Source organism: Streptomyces endocoffeicus (assembly GCF_016741935.1).
Lineage (GTDB): Bacteria > Actinomycetota > Actinomycetes > Streptomycetales > Streptomycetaceae > Streptomyces > Streptomyces endocoffeicus.
Map to the genome: position 1 here is coordinate 405,680 of NZ_JAERRG010000001.1, position 21,322 is coordinate 427,001.

At 72.2% G+C, this 21,322-nt stretch carries 10 protein-coding genes and 1 pseudogene; 7 read left to right on the forward strand and 4 right to left on the reverse strand.

Annotation, left to right across the window (positions count from 1 at the left end; all coding sequences use genetic code 11):
* Positions 1 to 192 precede the first annotated feature (192 nt).
* Positions 193 to 1,566, forward strand: a complete 1,374-nt coding sequence (locus JK364_RS01865) for an aminopeptidase P family protein (protein WP_201846791.1) — start codon at positions 193 to 195, stop codon at positions 1,564 to 1,566.
* Between the two features lie 112 nt (positions 1,567 to 1,678).
* Positions 1,679 to 2,365: a GntR family transcriptional regulator gene (locus JK364_RS01870; RefSeq protein WP_201846793.1), complete on the forward strand. Its 687-nt coding sequence runs from the start codon at positions 1,679 to 1,681 to the stop codon at positions 2,363 to 2,365.
* Positions 2,366 to 2,400: 35 nt separating this feature from the next.
* Here the strand turns inward: JK364_RS01870 and JK364_RS01875 are convergent, their stop codons facing one another.
* From JK364_RS01875 to JK364_RS01885, 3 genes are all read right to left on the reverse strand, one after another.
* Complete coding sequence (locus tag JK364_RS01875) at positions 2,401 to 3,603, reverse strand: Gfo/Idh/MocA family protein (RefSeq protein ID WP_201846795.1); 1,203 nt, start codon at positions 3,601 to 3,603, stop codon at positions 2,401 to 2,403.
* Between the two features lie 205 nt (positions 3,604 to 3,808).
* Positions 3,809 to 5,434 (reverse strand): DHA2 family efflux MFS transporter permease subunit, encoded by a 1,626-nt coding sequence (locus JK364_RS01880; protein ID WP_201846796.1) that lies wholly within the window; start codon positions 5,432 to 5,434, stop codon positions 3,809 to 3,811.
* A gap of 353 nt (positions 5,435 to 5,787) precedes the next feature.
* Positions 5,788 to 6,711 (reverse strand): SDR family oxidoreductase, encoded by a 924-nt coding sequence (locus JK364_RS01885; RefSeq protein ID WP_201846797.1) that lies wholly within the window; start codon positions 6,709 to 6,711, stop codon positions 5,788 to 5,790.
* Positions 6,712 to 6,799: 88 nt separating this feature from the next.
* On the opposite strand from JK364_RS01885, the gene JK364_RS01890 reads away from it, so the two are divergent.
* Positions 6,800 to 7,366, forward strand: a complete 567-nt coding sequence (locus JK364_RS01890) for a TetR/AcrR family transcriptional regulator (protein ID WP_201846798.1) — start codon at positions 6,800 to 6,802, stop codon at positions 7,364 to 7,366.
* 66 nt (positions 7,367 to 7,432) lie between these two features.
* Here the strand turns inward: JK364_RS01890 and JK364_RS01895 are convergent, their stop codons facing one another.
* Positions 7,433 to 8,512 (reverse strand): LLM class flavin-dependent oxidoreductase, encoded by a 1,080-nt coding sequence (locus tag JK364_RS01895; RefSeq protein ID WP_201846799.1) that lies wholly within the window; start codon positions 8,510 to 8,512, stop codon positions 7,433 to 7,435.
* Between the two features lie 396 nt (positions 8,513 to 8,908).
* Here JK364_RS01895 and JK364_RS01900 point away from each other — a divergent pair, with 396 nt between their 5' ends.
* The 4 genes and pseudogenes from JK364_RS01900 to JK364_RS01915 all read left to right on the forward strand — a co-directional run bounded on the left by JK364_RS01900 (position 8,909) and on the right by JK364_RS01915 (position 21,314).
* Positions 8,909 to 9,067, forward strand: coding sequence for a hypothetical protein (locus JK364_RS01900; protein ID WP_201846800.1), 159 nt, complete (start codon positions 8,909 to 8,911; stop codon positions 9,065 to 9,067).
* Positions 9,068 to 9,108: 41 nt separating this feature from the next.
* On the forward strand, positions 9,109 to 10,275 hold the full coding sequence (locus JK364_RS01905; protein WP_201846802.1) for a cytochrome P450: 1,167 nt from the start codon (positions 9,109 to 9,111) through the stop codon (positions 10,273 to 10,275).
* 203 nt (positions 10,276 to 10,478) lie between these two features.
* A pseudogene (locus JK364_RS01910) lies at positions 10,479 to 20,048 on the forward strand (SDR family NAD(P)-dependent oxidoreductase); the annotation flags it as partial.
* A gap of 3 nt (positions 20,049 to 20,051) precedes the next feature.
* Positions 20,052 to 21,314: a cytochrome P450 gene (locus JK364_RS01915; RefSeq protein ID WP_201846805.1), complete on the forward strand. Its 1,263-nt coding sequence runs from the start codon at positions 20,052 to 20,054 to the stop codon at positions 21,312 to 21,314.
* Positions 21,315 to 21,322 lie beyond the last annotated feature (8 nt).

Consider the following 21,322-nt stretch of genomic DNA (forward strand, 5'->3'; position numbering starts at 1 on the left):
TCCTGTGGGGGAGGTGGCAAGGGCTATGGGGCAGCGGCGCTTCAGGGCCTGATTTGCCCTGTGCGGGGCTGCGTTTGAGCGCGCATGGTGCCATGTGATGCGTAACGTAATAATGTGAAATTGCACAGCGCGCAAGGCTCTCGACGCGACGGATCGCGGAGAGCTTGTCAACGTACGGATCGAGGAGGACCGATGCACGATCCCCTGACCGGCGCACCTCGGACGGCCGGCCACGACCTGCCCGTCTCACCGGAGTTCGAGGTCTTCATGGCGGGTGACTGGGCGCCGACCCCGCTGCCCGCGGACATCCGGCCGGCCGCCGCCGACTTCACCCCCGCTCGCCGCGCCCGGCTGTCCGCCCGCTTCCCGGGCGAGCGGCTCGTCATCCCCGCGGGAGAGCTGAAGGTCCGCTCGAACGACTGCGACCACCGCTTCCGGCCGCATAGCGCGTACGCCTGGCTCACCGGTCTGACCGGCGAAGAGCAGGCCGGGCACGTCCTGGTCCTGGAGCCGGACGGGCCCCACCGGCATGAGGCGGTCCTGTATGTGCGGCCCCGCTCGCCGCGCACCGATGACGGCTTCTACCGGGACCGGCGCTACGGCGAGTTCTGGGTCGGCCGGCGCCCCGACCTCGACGAGACCGCGCGCATGACCGGCATCCGCTGCGCCGTCATCGGTGATGAGGCGGAGCCGCCGCCGGGCCGCGACGCCACGGCGGACGCCGAACTGTCCGCGGCCCTCAGCGAGTTGAGGCTGATCAAGGACGCCTGGGAAGTGGGCCAGCTGCAGCTCGCCGTGGACCATACGGCCGCCGGTTTCGACGACGTGGTGCGCGCCCTGCCACGCGCCCTCGCCCACCCACGCGGCGAACGCTGGATCGAGGGCGTCTTCGGCCTGCGCGCCCGCGCGGAGGGCAACGGCACCGGCTACGAGACCATCGTGGCGTCCGGTGCCCACGCCTGCGTTCTGCACTGGATACGGAACGACGGGCCCCTGGACGCACGGCGGTTGCTGCTTCTGGACGCGGGAGTGGAGACGGACAGCCTCTACACCGCCGACATCACACGCACCCTCCCGCTCTCCGGGCGGTTCTCCCCCGTGCAACGGCAGGTGTACGACCTCGTACTCGCCGCCCAGGACGCGGGCATCGCGGCGCTCAGGCCGGGCGCGAGCTTCCGTGATTTCCACCGGGCCGCGATGCGCGTGATCGCGGAAGGGCTCACGGAGTGGGGTGTGCTCAAAAGCCCCGAGGGCGACTTCCACCGCCGCTACACCCTGTGCAGCAGCGGACATATGCTCGGGCTCGACGTCCACGACTGCGCGCGGGCACGGGCGGAAACCTATCTGGACGGGGTGTTGGCGGAGGGTCAGGTGCTGACGGTCGAGCCCGGCCTCTACCTCCAGGCCGACGACGAGACACTCCCGGACGAACTGCGGGGCATCGGGGTACGCATCGAGGACGACCTGGTCATCACCGCCGAAGGAGCACGGCTGATGTCAGCCGCCCTGCCGCGCACCCCGGACGCGATCGAGGCATGGATGGGGGAACTGATCGGGAGCCGCTGAATCGGCAGCGGTAGCGGCATCCGCACAGGGCACCCGCGAGAGCAACATGACATTGTACTCTGGTGATCCTCTCGGCCGTGAAGGCACGGGGCACGAAGGGAACACCACCGTCATGGGCCACCTCAAGCAGCGCAACCTCATCACCACCAGGGAGCGGCTGCGCGACCAGGTGGCCCACGCCCTGCGCGCCGCGCTGATCTCCGGCGAGCTGCGCCCCGGCGAGGTCTACTCGGCACCCGGCCTGGCCGAGGACTTCGGCATCTCCGCGACGCCGGTGCGCGAGGCGATGCTCGACCTGGCCCGCGAGGGCCTCGTCGAACCCGTACGCAACAAGGGCTTCCGCGTCACCGAGGTCAACGAACGCGACCTCGACCAGTACACCGAGATCCGCGCCCTGATCGAAGTCCCCATGATCGGCCGGATCACCCGCAGCGCCGCCCGCGAGGACCTGGAGGCGCTGCGCCCGGTGGCGGAGGACATCGTGCGCGCCGCGCGCGAGCACGACCTCATCGGCTATCTGGACGCCGACCGTCAGTTCCATCTCTCCCTGCTCGCGCTCGCCGGAAACGACCGGCTCGTCGAAACCGTCGGCGACCTGCGCAAACGCTCACGCCTGTACGGACTGACCACACTGGACGAGCGCGACCAGCTGATCCCGTCCGCCGAAGAGCACATCGAGCTCCTCGACCTGATGGTCGCGGGTGATGTGACGGGCGCCGAGACGTGCATGGCCCGCCACCTCGGCCATGTGCGCTCGCTGTGGGCCAAGCCCGGTCCAGGGACGGCTCCAGGCACCTGACCGGCTGCCCCGAGGGGCAGCCGGTCCACGGCCGCTCAGATCCCGGGCGCGTCCCCGAAGTCGGGTATCTCCAACCGGGCTCCGCCCTGCCGCGCGGACTCGTGCGCCACGATGCCCGGCAGGGTGTAGCGGGCCGCGACCCATGCGTTCACGGAGGGCAGTGTGCGGGTGTTGACCGCGGTCACGAAGTCGTCCACCAGGAAGTGGTGGCTTCCCTCGTGCCCGTTGGGCAGGTCGTCGAACTCCCGGGGCAGCCGCGACCGGTCGTGCACGGGCGCGGAGCCCGAAGTGAAGGCGGCGCGCAGGGCGGGCGAGATGTGCTCGAGTGACGGGTCATCGGGAGCCAGTGTCGGCTTGGGCTCCAGCAGCTCCGTGATGTCCTTGACCCCCTTCTTGTCCTGCCAGAAACTCACCGTGGCGAGCTGTTCCATGCTCGCGTCCGTCCCGAAGAACCGGAAACGCGATTCGCGGATGTGCGAGGGATAGCCGACCCGCCGGAACTCGTTCGTACGGAACGAGCCGCCACCCGCCACCTCGAACAGCGCGGTGGCGTTGGAAAAGTCGTTCCCGAACTGGCTGATCTCCTGGTCGAAGACACCGTCCCCGCGATCGTCCCTCACTCCGATCGCCGAGACGCTCACCGCGTGCGTCTGCCAGGCGCCGAGGACCCCGCCGACGGAGTGCGTCGGGTAGAGCAGCGGCGGATAGCTGGCGGTGGCCTTCCAGTTCTCGCCGCCGCTGTACTGATAGGCCTCGTAGAAGCCGAGGTCCATGTCGTGTACGTAGTCGCCCTCGGCGTAGAAGAGCCGGCCGAAGGCGCCGTCGGCGATCTGGTCGCGGGCGTGCACGGTCGCCGGGTTGTACTGGCTCGTCTCACCCATCATGTACGTCAGGCCGGTGGCCCGTACGGCCTCGATGATCGCCGCTATCTCCTCGCGGGTGATCGCCATCGGCACCGCCGAGTACACGTGTTTTCCGGCGTTCAGACCCTGGAGTACGAGCGGGCCGTGTGTCCAGCGCTGGGTGAAGACGGCCACCGCGTCGACCGCCTTCGACTCCAGCATCGCCTCGTACGAGGGGAAGGTACCCGACAGTCCTTCCGCGGCGACCAGCTCCTCGGCCCGCTCGGGAAGCAGATCGGTGACGTGGACATCACCGACGCCCGGGTGGGCGAGGAACAGCTTGGCGAACTGGCCGGAGAACTGCCCGGCGCCGACGATGCCGAGGGAGAACGTCATGTGGTGATCCCTTTCGCTGGTTTGCCGTTGCCGGTCCGCTGGCCGAGCCGGTGCCGGTTCACTGGAGCCGGCCGGAGGCGTCGACCCCGCCGCCGGTGGCCAGACCGTAAACCTTGATATGGGTGCCGGTCACCCCGGCCGCCCGAGAAGGCACCGCCTCGACAACGGCCGCGGCCACCGGGCCGCGACCGTTGTCATCGCCGGGTCAGTCGTGCGGTGTGGTTTCGGCTCGCTGCCCAGGAGCGGGCATGGCCGTCGGCTTCTTGTGCGGGCTGAACAGGAAACAGCACAGGGCGGCGGCCACCAGGACCACGGCGCATGCCACGAGAGCGGTCTGCATGGCGGCGACGAAGCCGGTGGCGAACGTGTCGGCGGTGACGCGTTCGTACAGTCCGGCCGTGGCGGGGTTCAGGCCCCCGGGTGGCGTGGGCGGACGGTAGTCATGTGCGGCGGCGGTGCTGTGGTCGATGAACTGGGCGCGCAGATCCTCCGGTAGCCGGCCGGCCCGCTTCTCGGCCTCGCCGCGCAGGGTCGAGGAGAGGCGGGCCGAGAGCAGGGCGCCCAGCACGGCGGTGCCGAGGACACCGCCGATCTGCCGGGTGGTGCTGGAGACTCCGGAGGCCGCACCGGCCAGCCGGGGATCGACACCGTCCATGGTGGCCTGCTGCAGTGGTGCGAACGTGGCGCCGCCGGCGATCCCGATGATGGTCAGACCGGGCAGCAGGCTCCATGCGCCGCTGCCGGGGCCGACCATGGCGACCAGCACCAGCAGCCCGACGGCCAGCAGCGTCATCCCGGTCAGCAGGATGTACTTGCCGCCGAACGTGTCCGACAGCCGCCCGGCGTACAGCGAGCCGACGGCGGTGAGCACGGCGTTCGGCAGCACCACCAGGCCGGTCTCCAGCGCCGAGTACCCGCGTGCCATCTGCAGGTACAGCACCAGCACGAACATGATGCCGATCATGCCCAGCTGGAAGACGAACCCGACCCAGTTGCCGACCGCGAAGTTGCGCAGGCCGAACAGGGCCAGTGGCATCAGGGGCTCGTCCCGCTGCCGGTGCTGCCGGAGGACGAACACCGCCAGCAGCGCGACACCGGCGACGATGACCGAGGCGATGCTGATCGGCCCGGTGATGGTGCCCCAGTCGTAGCGTTCTCCCTCGATCAGGCCGAACACGATGCCACTCAGCCCGGCGGTGGCCAGCGCGACGCCGACCAGGTCGAGTCGGTGTCGGCGCTCCGAGCGCATGGGCGGGGCGAACGTCAGCGCCAGCACGGCGGTGGCGATCCCGATCGGAACGTTGATGAAGAAGATCCACCGCCAGCTGAGGTGGGCGAGCAGGAAGCCGCCGAGGACCGGGCCGATGATCGGGGCGAAGCCGACGATCGCGCCGAACAGGCCGAACGCCCTGCCGCGCAGCTGCGGCGGGAAGATCGTCAGGATCGACGAGATGACCTGCGGGAACAGCAGCGCGCCGCCCACTCCCTGCAGCAGCCGGGCGGCCAGCAGCTGGGCAGGTGAGCCGGCCAGCCCGCACAGCGCCGAGGCGATGGTGAAGACGATGATGCCGATCACATACAGCCGCCGGTATCCGAAGATGTCGCCCAGCCGCCCGGTGGTGATCAGCAGCACCGAGAAGAGGAGCAGATAGCCGTCGATGACCCACAGCACCTGGTCGTAGGAGGCGTCCATGCTGTGGATCAGCGTGGGGATGGCTACATTGACGATGGATCCGTCGAGCAACGACATGAAGAAGCCGATGCACATGATCGCGAGAACCAGCCACGGACGTCGCGTGGTGGGCTGCTCGGGGGATTTGACTTCCGGCACTCCGGAGACCTCCCTGAGGGGAACCGTCTGCGGGGCGGTGACAGGGACCAGGCCGCTGATGCCGGAACGGCGATATGGCTGGAACACGGTCCCGGGCAGATCCCCCGGGGCTCGGAAAGAACCAGAAGGGTCGACACGCGTCGCCACCATCACAGAACACCCTTATGTGATGAGTGGCTTCCACCTTCCCCGTGTCATCGGGACCCGGGTGAAGCTGGTTGGCGAGGCGGAAAGCCCAACGGTGAGAAGCCGGTTCGGAGCTTAACACGCCGTATTCGGCGCCGTATCCGGCTCGCACGCACGGGAGATGACCCGGACGGCGACGCGCTGGGGCCCGTCGTGGCGGATGTGGGTCAGGCGGGGGTGGCGGGGACTCGGAAGTAGTGGCCCTTGTCGAGGTCTTCGAGGAGGCCGGGGTGGGTCGGCCGCCAATCCAGCAGTTCGCGGGTCAGGGCGTTCGACGCCGGGAGGTCCTGGCCGAGGAAGCCGCCGAGCCAGGTGAAGTGGTCGGCCGCGGCCTCGGGGGTCACGGGGGTCACCGGCACCTCGAGGTGGCGGCCGATCGCCCCGGCGATGTCCCGGATCGGGACACCCTCCTCCGCGACGCCGTGCAGCACCGATCCCGCCGGGGCCTTCTCGACCGCCAGGCGGAACAGCCGTGCGGCATCGAGGCGGTGGACGGCCGGCCAGTGGTTGGCGCCGTCGCCGATGTGGCCGGAGACACCCCTGGTCCGGGCGATGGCGACCAGGGCCGCCATAAAGCCGTTGTCCCCCTCACCGTGGCAGGTCGGGGACAGTCGCACCACGGACGAGCGCACGCCGCGCGAGGCGAGTGCGAGCACCGCCTGGGCGGTGGCCGACCGGACCGAGGCCGGCGAACCGTCGATCGTGGGCGTGTCCCGCTCGGTCGCCACACGTCCGGGCGCGAGGCCTACCAGACCGGAGGCGAGGACGAAGGGGCGGTCGGTGCCGGAGAGCGCCTCACCGAAGGTGTCAACGGCCCGGCGGTCGGCCTCGGCGGCACCCTGGAAGTCGCCGGTGAAGGCGATGTCGTGCTTGAAGGCGAGATGGATCACGCCGTCCGACGCGGCGGCGGCGCTCCCCAGGACGTCGAGGTCGTCAATGGTGCCGCGGACCACTTCCACCCCGGCGGCGGTGAGGGCGGCGGCGGAGGTGTCGGAGCGGGCGAGCCCGACAACCTGGTGCCCCGAGCCGATGAGCTCGGGAACGACGGCGGAGCCGATCCAACCGGACGCACCGGTCATGAAGACGCGCATGAGAGATACCCCGAATCATTGATGTCAGTGACTGTCATCCGACCATAGCACCTGATGTCAGTGACTGCCATCGCGGTAGGATCCGAGCATGGGTAGATGGGAGCCGAACGCGCGCGGACGCCTGGCGAAGGCGGCGTTGGAGCTCTATGGCGAGCTCGGCTACGAACAGACCACAGTGGCGGAGATCGCCAAACGGGCCGGCCTCACCGAGCGGACCTTCTTCCGGCACTACGCCGACAAGCGCGAGGTGTTGTTCGACGGGTCGAGTGCGCTGCAGGAGCTGTTCGTGACCGCGGTCGCCGAGGCACCGCGGTCCGTGGCGCCGATCGACGCGATGGCGGCTGGGCTCGAGGCGGTCTCCACGGTGTTCGAGGGCCGGCGCGAGCACGCCCGGCAGCGCCAGGCCGTCATCGTGGCGAACGCGGAACTCCGGGAGCGTGAGCTGATCAAGCTCGCCTCGATGTCGGCCGCGCTCGCCGACGCCCTGCGCCGACGCGGTGTCGCGGACCCTGCCGCGAGCCTGACCGCCGAGGCGGGGATCGCCGTCTTCAAGGTCGGCTTCGAGCTCTGGCTCACGGCACCGGAGGAACGTGAGATGTCGCGGTTGATGCGGGAATCGCTGACCGAACTCAAGGCCGTGACCGCGCGCGGCTAGGCAGTTCCGGCTGGATCGGCCGGTCGTTGGTCCGGGTCCGCGACCGCGTGTGGCGGGTGGGTCCGCTCAGGTGAGGAGTTTCGCGAGCCGGGCCATCTCGGCGGGCGGGTCGATCACCGGCTGGATGAGGAGTTCGTCGACGCCGGCCTGTTCCAGGGCGGTGATGCGGGTGCGGAGGTCGTCGCGGGTGCCGACCAGGGCCAGGGTGTTCATCAACGAGGGCAGGACCAGGTCGCGGTCGCGCGGTGCGATGCGTCCGAGGTAGTTGGGGTAGAGCTTGATGTGCCGGTCCGGTGCGGTGGAGGTGGTGCCGCGCCGCTCAAGGAGCCGCCGCACCGCCTCGCCCTCCTCAGGGCCGAGTTGCTCGGCGAAGGCGGGTGTGTCGGCGGCGAAGGCCAGTAGCGACATGGCGAGGTGGCCTGTGGCGTCCCGGGCCGGATCGCCGTGGGGGTCCTCGTCCTCGTCGAGGAGGTGGAGCGAGGTGACCACGTAGGAGTCCGCCCGGGAGTCCGGGTGCGAGTCCGGGTGGGAGTCGGGGTCATGGGGTGTGACCCGGGCGGCGTGGCGGCGGGCGTCGTGCAGCGCGTACCAGGCGGTGGGGTCCAGCAGGCCGAAGGAGATGAGGCCGGTGCCGCGGCGGCCGGCGACGGCGGCGGCCTTCGGTCCGCGCAGCGCGGCCACGACGAACTCGATCGGGTCGGCGGTGTTCACCTGCGCCCCGGTGTGCAGGAACCGGATGTCGCTGACCCGGTCACCTTCGCGGTACTCCGTAGAACCTCCGGCGCACAGGTCCTGTAGTGCGGCGGTGAAGTTCTCCAGCCTGGCCGCCGTGGTCGGCCGCATGCCCAGGGTGCGGCGGGCGGTGTTTCCGGTGCCCACCCCGCAGATGATCCGGCCCGGTGCCAGGGCGTTGAGGCCGGCCAGCCCGCTCGCGGCGGCCGGGGCCGAGCGCAGCGCCGGTGAGGTCACGCCGATGCCGAGCCTGATGCGGCTGGTGGCCTTCGCACACAGGCTCAAGGCGACGAAGGGGTCACCGTGGACCATCGGGGTGTCGTAGACCCAGAAGCTGTGCAAGCCCAACTCCTCGGCCCGCACGGCGAGGTCCTCCACACCGGGGTGCGCGGCGACAATGACGCCCGTACGCATCAAGACCTCCAAGGTGTGCGGATGGTATCGAACGTGCTCAGCATGGCGGTTTCCGGCGCGGGGCCGTTGCGGAGTCGCGTGATCTCGTACCGTCGCAGGCCGGATGGCCGCCGTGCCTGACGCAACGAAGCACCGTTGTCGCCCTCCGACACGTCTCCTACCGGCACCGCACGCGGGGCCATACGCCCCGAACCCACCACAACAGCGTCGGACATACCGCGTCCTGGTCTATGCATAGTACTTCCACTAGTTGTGTCGATAAACCATCATCTTCTCCCATCCGCGTTGTTAGCGTGACCTCGTCACGCCCATTCCTGAAGCCACGTCACCCCGAACGACAGCGGTACGCACAACGACAAGACGCACACTCTCTCGACCCAGCCGAGGAAGAGCCATATGAGTGATCGCCTGCTGCACCCGCTCACTGCCCACCAACGGGACATCTGGTTCTCGGACGCCCTTTTACCGGAGTCACCACAATTCTCGATCGCACTCCGCGAAAAGCTCTCCGGAGACATCGGCCTGACGGCCTTGAAGGCCGAGTCGAGGTGGTGAGCGTGCGCGACCAGGGCCCGCTGCGAGCCGAGACTTGGCCGATGTCTCGGACCTGCCCGTTTTCCCTGCCTCCGGACTACGCCAACCTGCGCGAGCACCCCGGCCTGCCCAGGGTGACGGGCCCGAGCGGACGTACCGTGTTCGTCGCCGCACGCCATGACGACGTCCGCGCCGTGCTCGGCGACACCCGGTTCAGCTCCGACCGCTCGCACCCGGACTTCCCGCGGATGCGCGCCGGCGAGGCCGCGTTCCCCGGCTTCAGGCCCTCGCTGGTCGAGATGGACCCACCCGAGCACGGCCCCGCCCGTCGTGCGGTCGCCGGCGAGTTCGCCGTCCGCCGCATGCGAGAACTGGGCCCCAAGGTCCAGCGCATCGTCGACGGTCTGCTCGACGATGTGCTGGCCGGCGCCAAGCCCGCCGACCTGGTGTCCGCGCTGGCCGTGCCGATGTCCGGTCTGGTGCTGGGTGAGCTGCTCGGCATCCCGACCGGTGACCGGCAGGAGCTCACCACCAACATCACGGCGCTGACGGCCCACGACTCCGCTGACGCGGATCGCGCCGAGTCCTTCCGCTCCCTGATCGCGCATTTCGACGCGCTGTGCGCCACCAAGATGACCGAGCGACCCGAGGACCTGCTGGGCAGGCTGGCGGGCCACCAGCTCTTCAGCGGTGACGAGAGCCGCTGGGCCATGGTCGAACTGTGCATACTCCTGGCCACCGCGGGCCTGGAGACCACCGCCACGATGACCGCACTCGGGATCCTGGCTCTCCTCGAACACCCCGACCAGCTCGCCCTCCTCACCGCCGACCCGGGCCTGACCCCGGCGGCGGTGGAGGAAGTGCTGAGGTTCTTCTCCGTCGCCGAGCTGTCCCTGATTCGCCTCGCCACGGCGGACGTCGAGATCGGCGGCACCCTGGTACGGACGGGTGAGGGCGTCGCCGCCCTGCCCGCCGCCGCCAACCGCGACCCCGCGGTCTTCGCCGACCCGGACACGTTCGATATCACCAGGGACAACCGCAGGCACCTGGCTTTTGGCTCGGGACCGCACCAGTGCCTCGGCAAGACTCTGGCCCGGCTGGAGCTGCGCACCGTCCTGGACGCTCTGTTCCGGCGCATTCCCACTCTCCGCCTGGCCACGCCACGCGACGAACTGCGCTACGTCAACGGCTCCGCGTTCTCGGTATCGGCACTCCCGGTCACTTGGTGACGGAGACAAAAAGCGCCGACCGTCAGTCATGCGTTTACGCAATCTGATATTTGAGTTCCGCGTGGGGGCGAGTCGCACTGCTGCGCCCGGTAATCGGGCGGCGCCACTGACCGAACTCGTGGTCCCGCTTCTGGCAGGTCGCGGAATTCAGCGGGATCTACGAATTATCGGCTTTTTTTCTGGGAGGGCACCGGATGCCGGGCGAACCAATTGCGATTGTGGGCATGGCGTGCCGCTACCCGGGCGGAATAGCCGCCCCGGAAGGGCTCTGGCAGGCGGCCAGGGACGGGATCGACGCCATCGGCGAGTTACCGGACGACCGGGGCTGGGACCTGGCGGCACTCTACGATCCCGACCCGGACCGGCCCGGTACCTCCTACGTCCGGCACGGCGGCTTCCTCTACGACGCCGGCCATTTCGACGCCGAGTTCTTCGGGCTCTCCGCCCGCGAGGCGTTGACCACCGATCCGCAGCAGCGCCTCCTGCTCACGACGGCGTGGGAGGCCCTGGAGAACGCGGGCATCGATCCCACCTCGCTGCGGGGCAGCCGCACGGCCGTGTTCGCCGGCTCGATGATGCACGACTACGCGCCCCGGGTGCATACCGTCCCGGACGGGCTGGAGGGGTACCTGATCACCGGGAACACCTCCAGCGTGGTGTCCGGCCGAGTGGCCTATGTGCTCGGCCTCACCGGTCCCGCGGTCACGGTGGACACCGGCTGCTCCTCGTCGTTGGTGACCACTCATCTCGCGGTGCAGTCGCTGCGTCTCGGCGAGTGTGACCTGGCCCTGGCCGGCGGGGTGACGGTGATGGCCACCCCGGAGATGTTCGTGGAGTTCTCGCGGCTGCGGGGACTCGCCCCGGACGGCCGGTGCAAGCCGTTCTCCGTGACGGCGGACGGTACGGCCTGGTCCGAGGGCGTCGGAATGCTGTTGCTGGAACGGCTCTCCGACGCCCAGCGCCACGGGCACACCGTGCACGCGCTGGTGCGCGGCACCGCGGTCAACTCGGACGGGGCCTCCAACGGGCTCTCCGCGCCCAGCGGGCCGGCTCAGGAACGGGTGCTGCGGGCGGCGCTGGCCGACGCCGGACTGTCCGAGGCGGACATCGACGCGGTGGAGGCGCACGGCACGGGCACCACGCTCGGCGACCCGATCGAGGCACGGGCGCTGCTGGCGGTGCACGGCCCGCAACGGGCGCGCTCGCTGCTGGTGGGGTCGGTCAAGTCGAACATCGGGCACACACAGGCCGCTGCCGGGGTGGCGGGCATCCTGAAGATGGTGCACGCCATGCGCGACGGCGTGCTGCCGCGCATCCTGCACCTGACCGAGCCCAGTCCGCACGTGGACTGGGAGTCCGGCAGGGTCACCCCGCTCGCGGAGGACACGCCGTGGCCGGAGACCGGACTCCCCCGCCGGGCCGGGGTGTCCTCGTTCGGCATCAGCGGCACCAACTCCCATGTGATCCTGGAACAGGCGCCGGAACCCCCGCCCGCCGCGGCGCCGCGACCGGCGTCCGCACCACCGCGACCGGCGTCCGCGGTGCCGCTGCTGCTGTCCGCGCGGTCGGCGGAGGCGCTGCGGGAGCAGGCCGGCCGGCTGGCCGAGCGGCTCCGCCCGGACCGGGTCGGCCTGCTCGACGCCGGATTCACGCTGGCGACCGGCCGGGCCGGGTTCGAGCACCGGGCCGCCGTCCTCGGCCGGGACCGGGAATCGTTGGTGCGCGGACTGGACGCGCTCGCCGAGGGCGGCTCGGCACCGGGCACGGTCGTCGGGTCACCCTGCCGGGACACCAGTCCGGTGCTGTTGTTCCCCGGCCAGGGCACGCAGTGGACCGGGATGGCCACGGAACTGCTGGCGTCCAGCCCGGTCTTCGCCGGGCACATGGCGGCCTGTCAGGACGCGATGGCGCCGTACGTGGACTGGAACCTGCGCGAGGTACTCACCGACGCGGACGCGCTGCTCCGGGTGGACGTGGTGCAGCCCGCGCTGTGGGCGGTCATGGTGTCGCTGGCCGGACTCTGGCGGGCCCACGGGGTGCGCCCGGCCGCGGTGGTGGGCCACTCCCAGGGCGAGATCGCGGCCGCGACCGTGGCCGGCGCGCTGTCCCTGGACGACGCGGCGCGGATCGTCACGCTGCGCAGCCGGGCATTGCGGGCGCTCTCCGGTACGGGCCGGATGCTGTCGGTGGGGCTGCCGAGAGCGGCGGTCGAGGAGTCGATGGCCCGCTGGGGCGAGGATCTCTCGGTGGCCGCGGTCAACGGGCCGCGCGCGACGGTGGTCTCGGGCGCCGTCCAGGCGGTCGAGGAATTCGCCGCCGTACTGACCGCCGAGGGCGAACGGGCGCGCCTGTTGCCGGTGGACTACGCCTCGCATTCGGCGCAGGTCGAACTGCTCCGTGCGGAGTTGCGCGAACTGCTGGCGCCGGTGACTCCGATGGCGGCCGAGGTTCCCTTCCACTCGACCGTGACCGGCGGTCCGGTGGACACCACCGGACTGGACGCGGACTACTGGTACCGCAACCTGCGCGCCACGGTCGAGTTCGAGGCGACGGTGCGCGGGCTGGTCGCCGCCGGGCACACCACGTTCCTGGAGTCGAGCCCGCATCCGGTGCTCGCCGGCGGCGTGCGGCAGATCCTCAGGAAGTACCAGAAGGACCACGACGGGGACGGCGTGGTGCTGGAGACCCTGAACCGGGGCGACGGTGGTGCCGACCGCTTCCTGCTGGCGGTGGCCGAGGCGGCCGTACACGGTGTGGACGCGCACTGGAACGGGCTGTTCGACGGCGCCCGGAGGGTGGAGCTGCCGACCTACCCGTTCCGCGAGCAGCGGTACTGGATGCTGCCCACCGCCGCCTCCGGGCCCGTCGCCGGGCATCCGATGCTGGACTCGGTGGTCCAGCTCGCCGGCGGTGGCCTCGTCGCCACCTGCCGGCTCTCTCTCACCCGGCACCCCTGGCTGGCCGAGCACGCGGTGCGCGGCACCGTGCTGCTGCCCGGGGCCGCGTTCGTCGAGCTGGCGCTGCACGCGGGTGCGCGGGCGGGGCTGCCGATGCTGGACGAGCTGGTGCTGGAGAGCCCGCTGGTGCTGCCCGAGCGGGGCGAGACCGAGTTGCAGATCGCGATCGGCGAGACGGATCCGGGCACGCTGGCGATGTACGCCCGGTCCGCGCCGGACGCGCCGTGGACCCGGTGCGCGACCGGGACGCTCCGGGCCGCGGAGTCCGGCGGCGCGACCCTGACGGAGTGGCCGCCGGCCGGTGCCGAGGAGATCGACCTCGACGGCGCGTACGCGCGGCTCGACGAGCGGGGTTACGAGTACGGACCGGCCTTCCAGGGGTTGCGGCGGGCCTGGCGGCTCGGCGCGGAGCGCTGGGCGGAGGTCGAACTGCCGGACGATCCAGGGCGGTTCGGCCTGCATCCGGCCCTGCTCGACGCCGCGCTGCACCCGCTGCTGCTGGATGCGGGGGACGCGCCGGTGCGGTTGCCGTTCTCCTGGAGCGGGGTCGCGCTGCACGCGGTCGGGGCCACGGCATTGCGGGTGCGGCTGACTCCGCGGGGCAGCGACTCGTTCGCCGTGGCGCTCGCCGACGCGGCCGGGGAGGCGGTGGCCACGATCAGCGCGCTCGCGCTCCGGCCCGTGGGGCCCGTGCGGTCGGGGGCGGCGGGCGTGGACCGGGCGCTGCACCGGCTGGACTGGGTGCCGGTCGCGCGGCGGGCCGCCCCGGCGTTCGTGGACGCGCCGATCGTGGACGTGGCCGGGCCGATCGTAGACGTGGCCGGGGCCGAGGAAGCACTGGCGCGGGTCCGCGAGTTCTTGGGCACCGACGACGAGAAGACGTCGGGCGGGCCCCTGATCGTGCGGACCCGTGGTGCGGTCGCGATCGCCCCGGAGGACGACCAGGACCCCGACGCCGCGGCGGTCTGGGGTCTGGTCCGCACGGCACGCACCGAACATCCCGGCCGGTTCGTGCTGGTCGACCTGGACCGCCCCGGCGACCCCGAGGACACCGGCTCCGCCCTGGAACTGGCGCTGGGCACCGGTGAGCCGGAGATCGCCGTCCGGGGCGGGCAGGCGTTCGCACCGCGGCTGGCTCGGGTGACGCGGACCGGGGACCGGCCCGCCCTCGCCGGGGGCACGGTGCTGATCACCGGCGGGACCGGCGTACTCGGCCGGGAGCTGGCCCGGCACCTGGTCACCGAGCACGGGGTGCGGCACCTGGTGTTGGCGGGGCGGCGCGGCGGCGCGGCGGCGCTCGAGTCCGGTCTCGAGGACCTGACCGGCACCGCCGAGATCACGGTCGTGGCGTGCGACGTCGCCGACCGGGCCGCCCTCGCCGAGCTGCTGGCGGCGATCCCCGCGCACCGCCCGCTGACCGCGGTGATCCACGCCGCCGGGGTGCTGGACGACGGCACGGTGCGCTCCCTGACCGCCGAACGGCTGAACGCGGTGCTGCGACCGAAGGTCGAGGGTGCGCGCAACCTGCACGAGCTGACCGAACACCTCGACCTGGCCGCGTTCGTGCTGTTCTCCTCCGTAGCCGGTGTCCTCGGCACGCCGGGGCAGGCGAATTACGCGGCCGCCAACGCGTGGCTGGACGGGCTGGCGCAGCACCGCCGCTCGCGGGGACTGCCCGCTTCGTCGATGGCGTGGGGACTTTGGGCGCGGGACACCGGCATGACCGGGCGGCTGGGCGACACCGACCGGGCCCGGCTGCGGCGAACCGGGCTCGTGCCGATGTCCCGCGAACACGGGCTGGCACTGTTCGACGCGGCGCTGGGCACCGACCTGGCGTGCACCGTGCCCGCCCGCTTCGACCTGGCCAACGTGCGTGCGGCAGGCCCGGAGCGGGCTCCGGTGTGGGCCGGGCTGCTCGGCGTCCGGCGGAGCGCGGCCCGGCCGGCCGCCGTGGCCGCGGCGCCCGTGTTCGTCTCCGGTGGCGAGCGGTCGATGCTCGATCTCGTGCTGGCCACGGTGGGCTCCGTGCTCGGCGTGGAGCGCCGGGTGGACCCGGCGCGGGCGTTCCGCGACATCGGCTTCGACTCGCTGTCCGGGGTGGAGCTGCGTAACCGGCTCACCGCCGCGACCGGGGTGCGGCTCTCCGCGACGGCGGTGTTCGACCACCCCACCCCCACGGCCCTGGCCGGGTACCTGTCCGGGCAGCTCCCCGGCGCGGTACCCGGCGGCCGGACACCGGTCGCCGGGCCCGGCCCGGACGCCATGGACGACCCGGTGGTGCTGGTCGGCGCGAGCTGCCGCTTTCCCGGCGGGGTGTCCACCATGGACGAGCTGTGGGCGCTGCTGGCCGCCGGGCGGGACGCGATCACCGAGTTCCCGGCGGATCGCGGCTGGAACCTGGACGAGGTCTACCACCCGGAGCCGGGCCGCGGCGGGCGCAGCTATGTGCGGCACGGCGGCTTCCTGGACGGGATCGCCGAGTTCGACAACGGCTTCTTCGGCGTCGCCCCGGCCGAGGCGGTCTCGATGGACCCGCAGCAGCGCATCCTGCTGGAACTGGCCTGGCACGCGCTGGAGGACGCCGGGATCGACCCGACCGCGCTGCGGGGCACCCGCACCGGTGTCTACCTCGGGCTGATGGGCAACGACTACGCGCGCCGTGCGCACCGGACGCCCGAGGACCTCACCGGCGACGTTTCGATCGGCAACGCGGGCAGCGTCGCGTCCGGGCGGCTGGCCTATACGTTCGGCTTCCACGGCCCGGCGATCACGGTGGACACGGCGTGTTCCTCCGCGCTGGTGGCGATGCACCAGGCCGCGCAGGCGCTGCGGGCCGGTGAGTGCACGGTCGCGCTGGCGGGTGGCATCACGGTGCTCACCACGCCGACGCTGTTCGTGGAGTTCTCCCAGGTGGGGGTGCTCGCCCCGGATGGCCGGTGCAAACCGTTCGACGCGGCCGCGGAGGGCACCGCGTGGAGCGAGGGCGCCGGCCTGCTGGTGCTCGAGCGGCTTTCCACCGCGCACGAACGGGGCCACCGGGTGCTCGCCGTGCTGCGCGGCTCGGCACTCAACTCCGACGGCGCGTCCAACGGGCTGACCGCGCCGAACGGTTCGGCCCAGCAGCGGGTGATCCGGGACGCGCTGGCCGCCGCGGGCCTGGCGCCCGGTGAGGTGGACGCGGTGGAGGCGCACGGCACCGGCACCCCGCTCGGCGACCCGATCGAGGCCACCGCGCTGCTGGCGACCTACGGGCAGGACCGGGCGCGGCCCGTGCTGGTCGGGTCCGCGAAGTCCAACCTCGGGCACACCCAGGCCGCGGCGGGCTTGGCGGGTGTGCTCAAGATGGTGCAGGCCATGCGGCACGGCCGGTTGCCCGCGACTCTGCACCTGAATGTCCCGAGCCCGCATGTGAACTGGGACGACGGCGCGGTACGGCTGCTGGACGAGCCGATGGACTGGCCGCGCGCGGGCCGTCCGCGCCGGGCGGCGGTGTCCTCGTTCAGCCTCAGCGGCACCAACGCGCATGTGATCCTGGAGGAACCCGAGCCCGAGCCCGAACCGGAGCCGGCGACCGCCGCGGCTCCCCCGCTGATCCCGTGGGTGCTCTCCGCGGCCACCCCGGAGGCGCTGCCCGCGCAGGCCGGGGCCCTGCTCCGCCGGCTGACCGACGAGGGGCTGACCGACGAGGACGCGAACGGGGCGCCGTCCGCCCTGGACGTGGCGTACTCGCTGGCCACCACGCGGGCCCGGCTGCGTGCCCGCACGGTCGTGCTCGGCACGGACACCGGCGAGCTGACCGCCGCGCTGCGAGCCGGGACCGGCATGACCGGAGTGGCGGCCGACGGCGCGACCGCGTTCCTGTTCCCCGGCCAGGGCGTGCAGTACCCGGACATGGCCACGTCGCTCCGGGACCGGGTACCGGTGTTCGCGGCGGCCCTCCGGGAGATCGCCACCGAGCTGGACCCGCTGCTGGACCGGCCGCTCGCCGAGATCCTCCGGGACGGACCCGGTGAACGCACCGACCATGCGCAGGCCGCGGTGTTCGCGGTTCAGGTGGCGGTGTTCCGGCTGCTCACCACGGTGGGGGTGCGGCCGGACTCGGTGACCGGGCACTCGGTCGGCGAGATCGCCGCAGCGCACGCCGCGGGCGTGTTCCCACTGGCCGACGCCTGCGCACTGGTGGCCGCGCGCGGGCGGCTGATGCGCGAACTCGGTGGCGAGGGCGCGATGGTGGCGGTCCAGGTACCGGAAGCCGATGTGCCGGAACTGCTCCGCGGCCACGAGGACCGGGTGGCGCTGGCCGCGGTGAACGGGCCCGCCTCGGTGGTGCTCGCCGGGGACGCGGACGCGGTGCGGGAGATCTCGCGGCGGGTGACCCATGTGCGCCGCCTGGCGGTGGGGCACGCGTTTCACTCCCACCACATGGACCCGGTTCTGGACCCCTTCCGTAAGGTGCTGGCCGGACTGGACTTCCGGACACCGGAGATTCCGGTCGTGTCCTCGGTGACCGGCGCACGGGTCACCGAGGAGCTTCGTGACCCGGAGTACTGGGTCCGGCATGCGCGGGAACCGGTGCGCTTCCACGACTGCCTGCGCGCGCTGGACGCGGCGGGCACCAGCACCTACCTGGAGCTGGGACCGGGCGCGACGCTCAGCGCGCTCGGCCAGGAGGCGCTGGGCGGGGACGGTTTCCTGCCGGTGCTGCGGCAGGGCGTCGACGAGGTGCACGGCCTGCTGACGGCGTTGGCGACCGCGTACACCCGGGGGTGCGACGTGGACTGGGCGGCCTGGTGCGCGGGCGGGCGGGCGGTGCCACTGCCCGGCTACGCGTTCACCCGGCAGCGGTTCTGGCTGCCCGACGACGACGGGGCCACCGCCGACCCTCTGCTGCACGGTGTCGAGTGGCCGCCGCTGCCCGTCCCCGGCCCGGTCGCCGACGCGCCGGGGCCGTGGCTGGTGGTGGCCCCGCCGGGTGCGGACTGGGACCGGCTCACCGAGGACGTGGCGGGCGCGCTGGGCGAAGGGACCCGCACCGTGCGCGGCGACGCCGTGGACGGCGAGCACTGGGACCGGCTGCTGCCCGGCCTGCCGGGCGGCGGCATCGTGTCCCTCCTGGCGATGGCCGAGGGCTCGGACACCCCGGGGGTGCCGACCGGCCTGGCCGCCACCCTGGCGCTGCTGCGGGCGCTGCTGTCCAGAGGCGCGGATACGCCCCTGTGGTCGATCACCAGCGGCGCCGTGCGGGCCGACACGGCGTCCGACACGGCGGACACCGTGCCGAATCCGGAGCAGGCCGCCGTGTGCGGGTTGGTCCGGGTCGCGGGCATGGAAGCGCCCCGGCTGCACGGCGGCCTGGTGGACCTGCCGCCGCGACCGGCCGCGGCGGACCTGGCCGCGCTGCCCGCCGCGCTGGCCGCCAGGGACGAGGTCGCGATCCGGGACGGGCGGCTGTACGCCAGGCGGCTGGTCCCGGTGGGCCGCGCCGAACCCGCCGCGGCGGAGCCCATCGGCACCGTGCTGATCACCGGGGGGCTGGGCGGCATCGGCGCGCACGTCGCCCGCCGGCTGGCGGCCCGCGGCGCGGACCGCCTGCTGCTGGTCGGCCGCCGGGGCGTGGACACCCCCGGCGCGGCGGAACTGCGCGCCGAACTCACCGCGCTGGGCACCGAGGTCGACATCGCCGGCTGCGACGTGGCCGACCGCGAGGCGCTGGCCGGGCTGCTCGCCGGGCGGTCGCTCACCGGTGTGGTGCACGCCGCCGGGGTGCTCGACGACGGGGTGCTGGAGGCGCTGTCCCCGGCCCGGCTGGCGCACGTGTTCGCGGCCAAGGCGGGCGGCGCGCGGTTCCTGCACGAGCTGACCGCCGGCCATCCGCTGCGCTTCTTCGTGCTGTGCTCCTCGCTGGCGGGCGCCGCGGGCTCGCCGGGGCAGGGCAACTACGCCGCGGCCAACGCCGTCGTGGAGGCGCTGGCGGCCCATCGGCAGGCCGGCGGCCTGCCCGCGACGAGCCTGGCTTGGGGCCCCTGGCTGGACACCGGGATGACCACGTCCTGGCCCGTCGGCTCGCGGTCGGACAGCGGCGCCACGCCGATGCCCGCCGACCGGGCGCTGGACGCGCTGGAGCGGGCGCTGTCCGGCGGTGCGGCGCAGTACGTGGTCGGTGCCGTGGACTGGCCGCGGTTCGCCGCCGCACGGCCGGGGCGCCTGTGCTCCGCACTGCCGGGGGTGGGCGCGGACACCGGGCCCGAACCCGCGAGCGCGTTGCGGGAACGGCTGGCGGCCACCGCGCCGCAGCGGCGGTCGTCGGTGCTGCTGGAGCTGGTCACCGCCCGGGTCGCCGTCGTATCGGGCCGGCCGGCCGGAAACCTGGACGCGCACCGGCCGTTCCAGGAGCTGGGCCTGGACTCGCTGGCCGGGGTCCGGCTGCGCAACCTGCTCGGCGCGGACACCGGAGTGCCACTGGCGGCCTCCGCGGTCTACGACCATCCCACCGCCGCCGCACTGGCCCGGCACCTCGGCGACGCGCTCGGAGTCGACGAGGGCGACCCGGCCGAGCGGGTCGTGCTGGACCGCCTGAGCGAGCTGGAGGCGGCCCTGCTCCGGTGGCCTTCGTCCGCGCCCGTCCCCGAGGTGATCGCCACGACACTGCGGCGACTGCTGCGCGGCCGGGAAGACGGCGCCGCCGATGAGCACGGAGCGGTGCCCGACCTGAGCGGCGCCACGGACGACGAGATGTTCAGGCTGATCGACGGAGTGCTCGACGACACGAAATCGGACACCGGTCGCACTGTCGGCCGTGCCACGGAGAGGAGCTAGCCCATGTCAGCGCCGAGCCGCCCACCGGCCACCGTGCTCGACAACCCGCTGCACGCCCTGCTCGACCGGGAGGTGCTCGCGAACCCCTACCCGCTGTTCGAGCGGTGGCGAGAGCAAGGTCCGATGTGGACGTCGGACGGTTCCCTGCTGCTGAGCGACCACGCCGACTGTATGGCGGTGCTCAAGAGCCACCAGACCATGGGAAGTGACACGTTCAACGCGCCGGGGATGCGGGAACTCTTCGGCGACCGCGGCGACGAGCCGGTGCTCAACTCGATCTTCTTCATGGACGATCCCGCACACGGGCGGCAGCGGAACCTGGTCAGCAAGGCATTCACGCCACGGATCACCGCGCGCTTCGAGCCGTGGATTCGCGAGATCGTGGACGAACTGCTCCGCGACTGCCTGGCCGACGGCGAGTTCGACGGTGTGCGGGACCTGGCCTCGGTGCTCTCGCTGCGGGTCATCGCGACTCTCCTGGGCATCCCGCGCGAGGACATCCCGATGCTGCGGGAGTGGTCCAGCGACATGGCGCTGTCCACGGAGCTGCCCACGCTGGTGGCCAGCTTCCACTCCGCCGCGATGTTCGACCAAGAGGAACTCGTCCGCATCATCCGCACCACCACCGAACTGCACGGCTACTTCGCGAACCTCATCCACAAGCGCCGCCGCGACCCCGGCGAGGACCTCATCTCCAGTCTGCTCTCCACGCAGGAGGACGGGCGCGGGCTGAGCCGGCGTGAGGTGACGAACGTCGTGGTGACCGTGTTCACCGCGGCCCACGAGTCCACCACGAACCTGATCAGCAACGGCCTGCTCGCGATGTCGCGCCACCCGGAGCAGTTCCAGCTGCTCCGGCAGGACCCGGCGATCGTCGGCGACGTGGTCGGCGAGGCGCTGCGCTACGACTGCCCGATCATGCTGACCGGCCGTTTCGCGCTGCGGTCCGACCGGATCAACGGCATCGACATCCCCGAGGGCTCGGTGGTCACCCTGGTCCTCGCGTCCGGCAACCGGGACGAGCGGGTGCACCCGAGCGCGGGTCGGTTCATCGCGGACCGGAAGCCGGCCGCGATGAACCTCGCCTTCGGCGCCGGTGCGCACTACTGCCTCGGCAGCAGCCTGGCCCGGTTGGAGGCGGAGATCGTGTTCGGTGAGCTGGCTCACCGGCTGCGCGGCTTCCATGTGCACGAGGACTCACTGAGCTATCGCCGGCACGTGGTCGTCCGCGGACTCGACACCGAACGGATCACCTTCCAACTCTGACCACGCAT

Bases quoted from the DNA above. Each gene is read 5' to 3' on its own strand.
- JK364_RS01895 (WP_201846799.1), bottom strand. From the start codon at position 8,512: ATGCGTACGGGCGTCATTGTCGCCGCGCACCCCGGTGTGGAGGACCTC.
- JK364_RS01890 (WP_201846798.1), top strand. From the start codon at position 6,800: ATGGGTAGATGGGAGCCGAACGCGCGCGGACGCCTGGCGAAGGCGGCG.
- JK364_RS01915 (WP_201846805.1), top strand. From the start codon at position 20,052: ATGTCAGCGCCGAGCCGCCCACCGGCCACCGTGCTCGACAACCCGCTG.
- JK364_RS01885 (WP_201846797.1), bottom strand. From the start codon at position 6,711: ATGCGCGTCTTCATGACCGGTGCGTCCGGTTGGATCGGCTCCGCCGTC.
- JK364_RS01875 (WP_201846795.1), bottom strand. From the start codon at position 3,603: ATGACGTTCTCCCTCGGCATCGTCGGCGCCGGGCAGTTCTCCGGCCAG.
- JK364_RS01870 (WP_201846793.1), top strand. From the start codon at position 1,679: ATGGGCCACCTCAAGCAGCGCAACCTCATCACCACCAGGGAGCGGCTG.
- JK364_RS01865 (WP_201846791.1), top strand. From the start codon at position 193: ATGCACGATCCCCTGACCGGCGCACCTCGGACGGCCGGCCACGACCTG.
- JK364_RS01905 (WP_201846802.1), top strand. From the start codon at position 9,109: ATGTCTCGGACCTGCCCGTTTTCCCTGCCTCCGGACTACGCCAACCTG.
- JK364_RS01900 (WP_201846800.1), top strand. From the start codon at position 8,909: ATGAGTGATCGCCTGCTGCACCCGCTCACTGCCCACCAACGGGACATC.